Annotated in this window: 10 protein-coding genes and 1 pseudogene; 4 read left to right on the top strand and 7 right to left on the bottom strand. The window is 36.3% G+C overall.

The genetic code is table 11. From position 1 onward, the window contains the following. The first annotated feature begins 33 nt into the window (after positions 1-33). The 4 genes and pseudogenes from fumC to der all read left to right on the top strand — a co-directional run bounded on the left by fumC (position 34) and on the right by der (position 4,328). Positions 34-1,431, top strand: coding sequence for a class II fumarate hydratase (gene fumC / locus ACF3OB_RS11365; RefSeq protein ID WP_042006488.1), 1,398 nt, complete (start codon positions 34-36; stop codon positions 1,429-1,431). 185 nt (positions 1,432-1,616) lie between these two features. Further along, positions 1,617-1,861: pseudogene (locus ACF3OB_RS11360) on the top strand (IS1 family transposase); the annotation flags it as partial. Positions 1,862-1,985: 124 nt separating this feature from the next. Continuing rightward, positions 1,986-2,831: a DUF2911 domain-containing protein gene (locus ACF3OB_RS11355; RefSeq protein WP_042345297.1), complete on the top strand. Its 846-nt coding sequence runs from the start codon at positions 1,986-1,988 to the stop codon at positions 2,829-2,831. A gap of 189 nt (positions 2,832-3,020) precedes the next feature. Next, the gene (gene der, locus ACF3OB_RS11350; RefSeq protein WP_095911643.1) at positions 3,021-4,328 is read left to right on the top strand and encodes a ribosome biogenesis GTPase Der; all 1,308 of its coding nucleotides are present in this window, start codon (positions 3,021-3,023) and stop codon (positions 4,326-4,328) included. A gap of 79 nt (positions 4,329-4,407) precedes the next feature. Here der and typA read toward each other — a convergent pair whose 3' ends face one another. The 7 genes from typA to ACF3OB_RS11315 all read right to left on the bottom strand — a co-directional run bounded on the left by typA (position 4,408) and on the right by ACF3OB_RS11315 (position 11,555). Further along, positions 4,408-6,213, bottom strand: coding sequence for a translational GTPase TypA (gene typA / locus ACF3OB_RS11345; protein WP_095911644.1), 1,806 nt, complete (start codon positions 6,211-6,213; stop codon positions 4,408-4,410). A 132-nt stretch (positions 6,214-6,345) separates the two neighbouring features. Then, entirely contained in the window at positions 6,346-7,206 is an 861-nt protein-coding gene (locus tag ACF3OB_RS11340; RefSeq protein WP_392447773.1) for a glycosyltransferase family 2 protein, read from the bottom strand. 33 nt (positions 7,207-7,239) lie between these two features. Next, positions 7,240-7,551: a septum formation initiator family protein gene (locus ACF3OB_RS11335; protein WP_042009645.1), complete on the bottom strand. Its 312-nt coding sequence runs from the start codon at positions 7,549-7,551 to the stop codon at positions 7,240-7,242. Beyond that, positions 7,552-8,163: a uridine kinase gene (gene udk / locus ACF3OB_RS11330; protein ID WP_042009643.1), complete on the bottom strand. Its 612-nt coding sequence runs from the start codon at positions 8,161-8,163 to the stop codon at positions 7,552-7,554. An 11-nt stretch (positions 8,164-8,174) separates the two neighbouring features. Continuing rightward, a complete protein-coding gene (murA, locus tag ACF3OB_RS11325) occupies positions 8,175-9,485 on the bottom strand; it encodes a UDP-N-acetylglucosamine 1-carboxyvinyltransferase (protein WP_042009640.1) in 1,311 nt (436 codons plus the stop codon). Between the two features lie 2 nt (positions 9,486-9,487). After that, the gene (locus tag ACF3OB_RS11320; protein WP_042009637.1) at positions 9,488-10,129 is read right to left on the bottom strand and encodes a DUF4290 domain-containing protein; all 642 of its coding nucleotides are present in this window, start codon (positions 10,127-10,129) and stop codon (positions 9,488-9,490) included. 217 nt (positions 10,130-10,346) lie between these two features. Further along, positions 10,347-11,555, bottom strand: coding sequence for an RsmB/NOP family class I SAM-dependent RNA methyltransferase (locus ACF3OB_RS11315; RefSeq protein ID WP_042345307.1), 1,209 nt, complete (start codon positions 11,553-11,555; stop codon positions 10,347-10,349). Positions 11,556-11,950 lie beyond the last annotated feature (395 nt).

The raw sequence follows: 11,950 nt of genomic DNA, 5'->3' as shown, positions 1-11,950 counted from the left end.
AAAAAATCGTTTAATATAAAATAAAAGAATACAATGAATTACAGAATTGAAAAAGACACAATGGGTGAAGTAAAAGTTCCTGCCGACAAATATTGGGGAGCTCAAACCGAACGCTCACGCAACAATTTTAAAATCGGTGCACCTGCTTCAATGCCTATTGAAATTGTTCGCGGTTTCGCTTATCTAAAAAAAGCTGCTGCTTATGCAAATTGCGATCTAGGTGTACTTCCTATTGAAAAGAGAGATGCCATTGCACAAGTTTGTGATGAAATTTTAGAAGGAAAATTAGATGACCAATTTCCGCTTGTAATTTGGCAAACGGGTTCCGGAACGCAGTCAAATATGAACGTAAACGAAGTAATTGCGAACCGTGCACAAGTACTTTCAGGCGGGAAAATAGGCGAAGGTGATCCTGTTTTAAAAGCAAATGATGACGTAAACAAATCGCAATCTTCAAACGATACTTTCCCAACAGGAATGCATATTGCTTGTTATAAAATGGTGGTTGAAAAAACTATCCCTGGCGTAGAACAACTTCGCAACACCTTAAAAGCTAAAGCTGAAGCCTTCAAAGATGTAGTAAAAATTGGACGTACTCACCTTATGGACGCCACACCACTTACCTTAGGACAAGAAATTTCAGGATATGCAGCTCAATTGGATTATGGACTTAAAGCCCTTAAAAATACATTGGCTCATCTTTCTGAATTAGCCTTAGGTGGAACTGCTGTAGGAACAGGTCTCAATACTCCAAAAGGATACGACGTGAAAGTAGCTGAATACATTGCTAAATTCACAGGACATCCATTTGTTACAGCTCCTAACAAATTTGAGGCTTTAGCATCGCATGATGCAATTGTGGAAGCTCATGGAGCTTTGAAACAATTAGCGGTTTCTTTGAACAAAATTGCAAATGATATTCGTATGTTGGCTTCTGGGCCTCGTTCAGGAATTGGAGAAATATTAATCCCTGAAAATGAACCTGGTAGTTCTATCATGCCAGGAAAAGTAAACCCTACACAGTGTGAAGCACTTACAATGGTTGCTGCTCAAGTTATGGGTAATGACGTTGCTATTTCCGTTGGAGGAGCTCAAGGTCACTACGAGTTGAATGTCTTCAAACCTTTGATGGCTTCAAACTTCTTGCGTTCAGCAGAATTATTAGGAGATGCTTGTGTGTCATTTGACGAACATTGTGCACAAGGAATTGAACCTAATCACAGACGTATCAAAGAGTTAGTCGATAATTCTTTAATGTTGGTTACCGCTTTAAATACAAAAATAGGATATTACAAAGCTGCTGAAATTGCTCAAACAGCACACCGAAACGGAACTACTCTGAAAGAGGAAGCCGTTCGTTTGGGATACGTAACCCCTGAGGATTTTGATGCGTGGGTAAAACCAGAAGATATGGTAGGTAGTCTAAAATAAAATTTAAACTCAGAAAACAAAAGAAGCTGTCCTTTTTGGACAGCTTCTTTTCAAATTATCAGCTCTAAAAATATTGTTTAGCACGTTTTACTTTATTTGGCTATTAAATATAGTTTTTGTATACTTGGCAGAAAAATAAGAGATGGATTGTCCAATTTGTAAAAGCAAAAACAAAATAAAAAATGGAATTATCAAAGGTGTATTGTACGGATTATTGGAAAAGCTACAAAGAGTTTATCCCTGCTGAAAAGCATCTGCAAACTAAAAGGAAACTTATACTGTTGAAAGTTACAACAGCAGAATTCGGCATTATTTAGCCCGATTTAGAAGAAAAACCAAATGTTACACAAAACAATTATATATGATGATTTATAGTTTAAAATTATTAATGCTTAAACTAAACAATGAACTATCTATACTTAATTACTAATTCCAAAGCAAATAATATTAAATAATATTAAATAATATCAAATAAAAATACAGTTATAAAAATTAGTTCAAATTCAAAAAAATATATATTTTTGTGGAATAATATAATTAAATCTTAGTTTAGTATGAAGAAAATAGCTATTTCTATCGTTGCTTTATTAACATTTCAACTGGGTATGGCTCAGTTAAAAACACCAAACGCGAGTCCTAAATCATCAATAAATCAGACTATTGGACTTACGGAAGTACAGATAACTTACGCTCGTCCGTCAGTGAAAAACAGGGTTATTTTCGGAGATTTGGTTCCATACGGAAAAATTTGGCGTACTGGAGCTAATGCTGCTACGGTTATTGAGTTTTCTACTCCAATAACTTTTGGAAATACAGAAGTCAAAGCAGGAAAATATGCTCTTTATTCTGTGCCTGACACCAACCAATGGAAAGTATTTTTATATGCTGACTCAGAATTATGGGGAGCTCCAGGTAAAAATTTCGATCAAGGAAAGGTAATTGCAGAATCTGTTGTCAAACCATTAACTATAAACCCCAAAGTAGAAACTTTTACGATTGGTTTTGATGAAATTCGTAATAATGATGCCATGCTTACCCTTGCATGGGATAATATCTTAGTAAAAGTCCCTATCAAAGTGAATACCCGACAAGCCGTAATCGAAAGTATAGGAAAAACAATGAACGGCCCAACAGCAAGTGATTATCACAGAGCTGCTATGTTCTATTTTGAAGAAAATATAGATTTAGACAAGGCTTTGGAATGGTCATCAAAAGCGGTGGAACTTAACCCTACAGCTTATTGGGTACAAAAACTGAAATCTGATATCCAAGCAGCCAAAAAAGATTATAAAAATGCTATCAAAACTGCTGAAATAGCTTTGGAAAGAGCTCAAAAAGCAGGAAATGATGGTTATGTAAAGGCTATACAAGAAAATATAAATGCTTGGAAAAAGAAGTAAAAACAATTGAAATCGTAGAAAGGCTATCCGCAAACTTTTTGGGGTAGCCTTTTTTATTGCTACTCCTCCCCCACTTTATTACGCTACATTTCTTTATGTGATAATCAAATTTGAGAACCTTTTCCGTTTGCCCACCCAATTGCGTTTCCTAATTATTTTTATATCTTTGCACAAAAAATAAGCAAAATTATGAGTGCAATAGTTGCCATTGTGGGTCGCCCAAATGTAGGGAAATCTACTTTTTTTAATCGACTAATAAAACGCCGTGAGGCGATTGTTGATGCTGTGAGTGGAGTTACACGTGATCGTCATTACGGGAAAACGGATTGGAATGGAGTTGAATTTTCTGTTATTGATACAGGAGGATATGTTTTAGGGAGCGACGATTATTTTGAAAAAGAAATAGATAAACAAGTTACTTTAGCCATTGATGAGGCTGATGCCATTATTTTCATGGTGAACGTGGAAGATGGCGTTACAGGAATGGATGAAACAGTGGCTGATTTGCTTCGAAAGTCAAAAAAGCCGATTTTTGTAGCTGTAAATAAAGTAGATAGCAACAATCGAGTGGCTGATTCACACGAATTTTATGCCTTTGGTTTTGAAAATGTGTATACACTATCCAGTTTAAATGGAAGTGGCAGTGGTGAGTTATTGGACGACCTGGTAAAGGTACTTCCTATTAAAGAAGGTAATGAAGAAACAGAGCAATTACCCCGTTTTGCAGTGGTTGGACGACCTAATGCAGGAAAATCATCATTTATCAATGCATTGATTGGAGAGGATAGATATATAGTTACAGACATTGCAGGTACCACACGCGATGCAATTGACACAGAGTACAACCGATTTGGATTCAAATTTAATTTGGTTGATACAGCGGGTATCCGTCGCAAATCAAAAGTAAAGGAAGATTTGGAATTTTATTCCGTAATGCGTTCTATTCGAGCCATAGAACATGCCGATGTGTGTATACTGATGATTGACGCAACACGTGGGTTTGAAGGTCAAGACTCTAATATTTTTTGGTTAGCGGAACGGAACCGAAAAGGAATCGTTATTTTGGTAAATAAATGGGATTTGGTTGAAAAACAAAATAATACGATGAAAGAGTATGAAGCAATCATACGTAAAGAAATTGCTCCATTCACTGATGTACCCATTATTTTCATCTCAGCACTGAGCAAACAGCGTATTTTCAAAGCTATTGAACAGGCTGTGGAAGTTTATAAAAATCGTTCAAAGCGTGTTCAAACCTCAAAGCTAAACGAAATTATGTTACCTCTGATTGAAAGTTATCCACCACCTGCCATCAAAGGTAAGTATATCAAAATTAAATATTGTATGCAATTACCTACACCAATGCCTCAATTTGTGTTTTTTGCCAATTTGCCTCAGTATGTAAAAGAACCTTACAAACGATTCATTGAGAATAAATTACGCGAAAACTTCGATTTTAGAGGAGTTCCAATTGATATTTACTTCAGACAAAAATAGTCATATCATATTGATAAAAAAGCCGAAAGTGTAATACTTTTCGGCTTTTTTGTTACTTCTTTAAAAGGAAATCTTACAATTATTTAAACTCTTTTTCGTAGCGTTTACGGTCGTTTTCGTTTAGGTAGATTTTACGCAAACGTATTGATTTTGGCGTAACTTCCACGTATTCATCCTTTTGAATATATTCCAAAGCTTCTTCCAAAGAGAATTTAATAGCAGGAGCAATTCGCATTTTGTCGTCCGCACCCGCCGAACGTATGTTAGTGAGTTTCTTGGTTTTAGTAACGTTTACCACCATATCATCACCACGTGAATTTTCACCAATTACTTGTCCTTCGTACACATCTTCGTTCGGGTCGATAAAGAATTTTCCTCTATCTTGCAGTTTATCAATAGAATACGGAATAGCTTTTCCATTTTCCATAGAAATTAACGAACCATTGATACGTCCTGGTATTTCGCCTTTGTAAGGTTGATATTCCAAGAAACGATGTGCCATAATAGCTTCTCCGGCAGTAGCAGTAAGTATCTGATTACGAAGACCTATAATCCCTCGTGATGGAATAATGAATTCAATAACCATTCGTTCGCCTTTCGGAGTCATTGACAGCATTTCGCCTTTACGGAGAGTTACAAATTCAACCGCTCTTCCTGACAGGTTTTCAGGTAGGTCGATAGTCAATTCCTCAACAGGTTCGCATTTTACGCCGTCGATTTCTTTTATAATTACTTGTGGCTGACCAATTTGTAATTCATAACCTTCACGACGCATCGTTTCGATAAGTACTGAAAGGTGCAATACACCACGTCCGAAAACCATAAATTTGTCGGCACTATCCGTAGGCTCTACGCGAAGAGCAAGATTTTTCTCCAATTCTTTTTCCAAACGTTCCTTAATGTGGCGTGAAGTTACGAATTTTCCTTCTTTTCCGAAGAAAGGAGAATCGTTGATAGTGAATAACATACTCATTGTAGGCTCATCAATGGCGATGGTAGGCAAGGCTTCCGGATTTTCAAAATCGGCAATGGTGTCGCCGATGTCAAAACCTTCCAATCCTGCGATAGCACAGATGTCACCCGCTTGTACTTCGTCGATTTTTTTACGACCTAATCCGTCAAAAGTATGTAGTTCCTTAATTTTTGATTTTGTGATAGTTCCGTCGCGTTTTACCAACGAAACATTCATTCCGCTTTTTAGCACACCACGTTGCAAACGCCCGATAGCAATTCGACCTGTAAAAGAAGAATAGTCTAATGAAGTGATAAGCATTTGTGTGGTTCCTTCCTCTACTTTAGGTGATGGAATATGCTTGATAACCATATCCAAAAGCGGGTCGATAGAATCAGTTTGGTTTTTCCAATCTTCTGACATCCAATTGTTTTTAGCAGAACCGTACACGGTAGGGAAATCCAACTGCCATTCTTCGGCACCGAGTTCAAACATTAGGTCGAACACTTTTTCGTGAACTTCATCAGGGGTACAATTCTCCTTGTCCACTTTGTTTACAACCACGATAGGTTTGAGTTTCATTTCGATAGCTTTTTGAAGCACGAAACGCGTTTGTGGCATTGGACCTTCAAAAGCATCTACCAAAAGAAGTACTCCGTCCGCCATATTAAGCACACGTTCTACCTCACCACCGAAATCGGCGTGTCCTGGGGTGTCTATGATATTGATTTTCGTTCCTTTATAATTCACGGAAACATTTTTAGAAAGAATAGTAATTCCGCGTTCGCGTTCAATGTCGTTGTTGTCCAAAATCAATTCTCCCGACTCTTGATTTTCTCTGAACAACGCACAGTGGTGTAGTATTTTATCTACCAAAGTGGTTTTTCCGTGGTCAACGTGGGCAATGATTGCGATGTTTTTGATTTGTGTCATATAGTAAAGTAATAATTTTTCAGGCGACAAAATTACAAAAAAAGTATGTGTTTACAACAAAAGATGAAAAAAAATCAAATAAGAGATTAAAAACATAAATAAATACAACGTTTAGAGAGATTTTGTACAATTTTATGATTTGATTTTCAATAATTGTTTCCAAACCCCTTTCCATCGATAGTTGCGAATCCACTGACCTTGTTTGTAGGTTACCAAATATGGCTGTTTTTCACGTTTGGCATTAAAATAACCTTGTAGATAATCTTTAAAAAGTTGCCATTTTCTTTTTTTCGATGCTAATTTAACAGAAGCTAAGAGTGATAACCAAAATCCATAGCGGAGGCGATAGAAAACACCGCCTTGTAGCAGACGAGCTTGGAGAGTGTAACTCGTTCCTGTAGGTTTTAAATGTTTGACTTTCAGTGATGAATCAGTACATACTTCCCATCCGAAATAACGAGCAAGTAACTCATCGATAGTGTCCCAACCCATAGCAGGAGGTAGTCCACCTATGTTCGAAAAACAATCTTTCCGATATGCTTTTAAAGCTCCTCGTAAATGATCCCTGTTGGTCAGATTTTCTAATTCCCAAGTGCCGTTTTTTTCAATATAACAAAATCCTCCGCACATGCCTAATTGTGAGTTTTCAAGGAAATGTCGTTGTAGAGTAGCTAAATAATCTGTAGGAAACACTAAATCTGCATCAAACTTGCAGATTATATCAATATCTTTGCGCAAAAAAGGTAGTCCTGTATTGAAGGTTTGTACTACTTTGCTACCAGGAAGGTGTTTTCCTGTATTTTCTTTGCGAATAACTTCTAAAATAGGATTTTTCCGACGTATTTTATCTAAAATTAATGGGGTTTCATCCGTTGAAGCGTCATCTACTACGATAATTTGTGTTGGTAATAGCGTTTGATTAAACAATGATTCCAAAGTTTGTACAATGTAATTAGCTTCGTTATGAGCGGGGATGATAATACCAAAATTCATAGACTATATGTAAAATAACTTCGTAATATTTTATTAATCAATAGTGTCATGCTCAATAATATAAACATCCTCATTGTCGTGTTTCAGGTAGTACTCTTCTCGTCCCAAACGTTCACGACCTTCATCGGTATCTAAAATCAATAACATTTCTTTATCTTTTTCAATTTCCTTTTGTAAAAACTGTTTTTGTCGATTCAATTTATGAATTTCCTTATTCAATTCACGGTGTGTGAGTAAAGAATTAGAATCAAAAAAAGCCATCCAAAAGAAAAAACAAAACAGGATAAAGACATACAGTCTATATCCTTTGAGAAATGAAACGTATTGAAAAATAGTTTTTTTCATTTAATTTGCTAAAATGCGATTATGTACAATGGTTTTAATGATGTCAATAGCTACGAAATTACGTCTATTATTAGGTATTATAATGTCTGCATATTCTTTTACTGGTTCAATAAACTTCAAGTGCATCGGTTTGAGAGTGGTTTGATAGCGGTTCAACACCTCTTCTACGTCGCGTCCTCGTTCGGTAATGTCGCGTTTAATACGTCGGATAAGTCGTTCATCAGGATCGGCATGTACATAAATCTTAATATCGAACAACTCACGGATATCAGCACGTGAAAAAATTAAAATTCCCTCTACAATGACTACTTTAGTTGGTTTTATCAGTACCGTTTCGCCTGTTCTGTTGTGTTCAACGAAAGAATAGACGGGACTTTCCACTGGTATTCCTGATTTTAGAGATATCAAATGTTGTTTTAGTAAATCAAAATCGATAGAATCGGGGTGATCAAAGTTTGTTTTTACCCTTTCGGTATAAGGCAAATGACTCATTTCCCGATAGTAAGAATCCTGTGAAATGACACTTACTTCTTGGGATAATTCACTAACAATTTGATTTACAACGGTTGTTTTTCCACATCCCGTTCCTCCTGCAATTCCTATAATGAGCATCTTTTTATATTTTAGTTTACACGTATGATTTTAGCTCCTAAGGAACGTAATCGTTCATCGATATCTTCGTAACCTCGGTCAATTTGTTCAATGTTATAGATAATTGATGTTCCTTTGGCAGAAAGTGCTGCGATAAGCAAGGCAATTCCAGCACGTATGTCGGGTGAAGTCATCAATGTGGCTCGTAAGGGTGATTTGAAATCGTTACCTATGACAGTAGCCCGATGCGGGTCACACAGAATAATTTTTGCCCCCATATCAATAAGTTTATCAATGAAAAACAAGCGACTTTCGAACATTTTTTGGTGAATAAGTACCTCACCACGAGCTTGGGTAGCAACCACTAAAACGATACTCAGTAAATCAGGCGTAAATCCAGGCCAAGGAGCATCAGCAACTGTCAGAATAGAGCCATCAATATAACTTTGAATTTCATACCCATCTTTGTGGGCAGGAATATAAATATCATCACCTTGGCGCTCTAATTTAATACCTAACTTACGGAATACGTTGGGAATCAATCCCAAATGCTCCCAGCCTACGTTTTTAATTGTAATTTCGCTTTGAGTCATGGCTGCAAGTCCAATCCAGCTACCTATTTCAATCATGTCCGGCAATATAGTATGTGTACATCCCGATAGTTTTTCTACTCCGTTGATAGTAATAAAATTAGAACCAATACCTTGAATGTCAGCCCCCATATTGTTTAACATACGACACAGTTGTTGTACGTAGGGTTCGCAAGCGGCATTGTAAATCGTGGTAGTTCCTTTAGCTAAGACTGCTGCCATAATTATATTCGACGTTCCCGTAACCGAAGCCTCGTCTAATAGCATATCCGTTCCTGTGAGTCCATTTGCTTTTACGCTATATATGTGATTGTCAGAATCATATTTGAAGTCAGCTCCTAATTTTATAAACCCTTCAAAGTGGGTATCTAAACGTCTTCGACCTATTTTGTCACCTCCTGGTTGCGGAATATATGCCACACCAAAACGTGTTAAAAGAGGCCCAACAATCATTATAGACCCTCGTAAACTTTGTCCTTCAGAGTGAAATGCCATGGATTCCAAGTAGTTGATATTGATTTCATCGGCTTGGAAACTATATGATCCTTTTCCTAATTTTTGAGTTTTCACTCCTAAGTTTTCAAGTAATGACATCAATTTATTGATGTCTAAAATATCTGGTATATTGTGAATGGTCACTTTTTCATCGGTGAGCAGTACAGCACATAAAATCTGTAGTGCTTCATTCTTAGCACCTTGTGGAGTAATTTCACCCTTAAGCTGATGCCCCCCTTCAATTTTAAAAATTCCCATACTTATTTTGTTTTTTTATGATTTGTAGCTCCTTTTTTATTGTTTTGAGATGTATTTTTTCTGGTCAGATTCTGTTTTGTTTTAATCAATTCCTGACTGGTTGTTAAATCTTCTTTATCTTGCTTTAAATCAATCTGCCCATTGCTTAATTCATACAGATGTTGGAAGATTACTTCGTCCTCAACAGTTTCTTTATTCCAATTTAAGTAACTTTTTTTCATATGATTCGCTATTGAGAATTTCAATGCTGTTTTTAAATCACTTTCTTCCCAACGCACACAAACATCAATCATTTTTTTGATATTGTTACCGTAAAAACGATATTTTGGATGACTTTGGGGGTAGTTCAATCTGTCAGGGTGTCGTACTAAAACAGCTTCTGTTGGACGTTCAAAAGGAGAATCTACATCCAGCTGAAATCCAGACATGATGAAAAGTTGATCCCATAATTTATGTTGGAAGTCAGGCACATCTCTTAAATGTGGATTTAGATTTCCCATTACTGCAATAATTCCTTTGGCGGTATTGTTGCGTTCTTCTCGGTCTTCGATATGAATTGCCTTCTCAATCATTTTCTGGATATGTCGACCATATTCAGGAATGATTAAAGGGGTACGTTCTGTGTTATATTCTAAGCTCTCCAAAATTATTTAGATGTTTTAATTTTAAATGATTTAATAGTCCTACTAAGGTACTTATTTTCTAGTGTTTTTTATCAAAATATTCAAAACACTACAACTATTCTTAGGGAAAAATCCATTTTATATCTTTTCTGAGGAATTTCTATTTATTGTTAAAACCTAATAGCTCCTACAGAATTAATAAATTGAGTCTCTATCACGCAAAGTTATGAAAAAAATTTTACTTTTTCCGCATTCGAGCCATATAAAATCCGTCGTAGCCTGTTTGGTGTGCAAAAATATTTTCTTCAGTTTCAAATATAAAGTTTTTACCTGCCTCAGACTCTAAAAAAGTTTCTACTTGTTTTTGATTTTCCGAAGGAAGTATGGAGCAGGTTGCGTAAACCATTTTTCCTCCAGGCTTTACCATCTTGCTGTAATCTTGCAAAATCTGCTGTTGTGTTTCCCTAATTTTATTTAAAAATTCAGGTTGTAATTTCCATTTAGCATCTGGATTACGTTTAAGCACTCCCAATCCACTACAAGGTGCATCAATCAATACGCGGTCGGCTGTGTTTTGCATTCGTTTAAGGTGTTTATTATCAATAACTTTGGTTTCTATATTAAATACCTCATTACGACGGGCTCGACGTTTGAGTTCTTGCAATTTGTTCTCATAAATATCCATTGCAATAATTTGCCCTTTATTTTTCATCAGCGATGCCAAGTGTAGGGTTTTTCCACCAGCACCGGCACATGTGTCAATCACTCGCATTGAGGGAAGTACCTCCAAGAAAGGAGCTACTCTCTGTGACGAAGCGTCTTGCACCTCAAACATACCACTTGAAAAAGCCTTGGTAGTGAATATGTTAGCTCTCTGTATCAACTCTAAGGCTTCAGGATAGGATTTTAGAAGTTTTGTTTCGATACCTTCATTTCTTAATAGGTTTTTGAGCTGTGCAGGAGCAATTTTTAGAGTATTCACTCGTAATACAACAGGAGCTAATTCATTGAGGGCAGTGAGCTCTTTGCTCCAAATATCTGAACCTAACTCCGCTTCTCCCAAAGCATCAAGCCAGTCGGGAACGGAATCTTTAAATTTACGTATTTTTGAAAGTTCATCAAATTTGCCTTTAATACGACGTTGGGGTGTGTTCTCAAAACACGACCAATCAGGCAAATGAACACCTTTAAGAACTGCCCATACAGCAAACATCCGAAATAAATCATGTGAAGAAAACGGTGCTTTTACCTCTGCAATTTCAGCATACAGACGTTTCCATCGTACAATGTCATACATCGTTTCGGCTATGAAAGCACGATCACGAGCCCCCCAGCGTTTATCTTTTTTCAGTTGTCTTTCAACTACTTTATCGGCATACTGTTGCTCGTTAAAAATAAACCCCAATCCTTCGATGACAGCCTCTGTAAGATTTCGATGTAATCGCATGTTTAAATTTTTATTGATACTATTTTACTTTAAATATACTTTTGAAATATAGGTACGTAGTACCATAGGTGAAGTTAAATAAAAACTATTCTACTGTATAACAAGCGGACAAAGGTAGTCATTTGTATATGAATAAACAACTATCATCAACAAATCGCACTTACCGATGGAATTTAAATACTAATGTAATTTAAGAAACATCACATAAAACAATGAAGTATAAACACTTAACTTTGGAGCAAAGATACGAAATAAAAGCATATCTTAAATGTAATAAATCACAAAAATTTGTTACCAAGCAATTAGGTGTATCAGAAAGGCACCATCAGTAGGAGCTTAAGAGGAATAGGCTCAAAAGAGGTGTTTATAACCCTCAAAACACTCAGGAACAAGCC

It is taken from the genome of Capnocytophaga canis, from assembly GCF_043187445.1.
Taxonomy (GTDB): domain Bacteria; phylum Bacteroidota; class Bacteroidia; order Flavobacteriales; family Flavobacteriaceae; genus Capnocytophaga; species Capnocytophaga canis.
The sequence above is the reverse complement of the archived record's forward strand: the minus strand, read 5'-3'. Positions and strand labels throughout refer to the sequence as shown.

Coding starts and splice junctions, on each gene's coding strand:
- der (WP_095911643.1), top strand. CDS start 3,021: ATGAGTGCAATAGTTGCCATTGTGGGTCGCCCAAATGTAGGGAAATCT.
- ACF3OB_RS11340 (WP_392447773.1), bottom strand. CDS start 7,206: ATGAATTTTGGTATTATCATCCCCGCTCATAACGAAGCTAATTACATT.
- udk (WP_042009643.1), bottom strand. CDS start 8,163: ATGCTCATTATAGGAATTGCAGGAGGAACGGGATGTGGAAAAACAACC.
- fumC (WP_042006488.1), top strand. CDS start 34: ATGAATTACAGAATTGAAAAAGACACAATGGGTGAAGTAAAAGTTCCT.
- typA (WP_095911644.1), bottom strand. CDS start 6,213: ATGACACAAATCAAAAACATCGCAATCATTGCCCACGTTGACCACGGA.
- ACF3OB_RS11335 (WP_042009645.1), bottom strand. CDS start 7,551: ATGAAAAAAACTATTTTTCAATACGTTTCATTTCTCAAAGGATATAGA.
- ACF3OB_RS11315 (WP_042345307.1), bottom strand. CDS start 11,555: ATGCGATTACATCGAAATCTTACAGAGGCTGTCATCGAAGGATTGGGG.
- ACF3OB_RS11355 (WP_042345297.1), top strand. CDS start 1,986: ATGAAGAAAATAGCTATTTCTATCGTTGCTTTATTAACATTTCAACTG.
- murA (WP_042009640.1), bottom strand. CDS start 9,485: ATGGGAATTTTTAAAATTGAAGGGGGGCATCAGCTTAAGGGTGAAATT.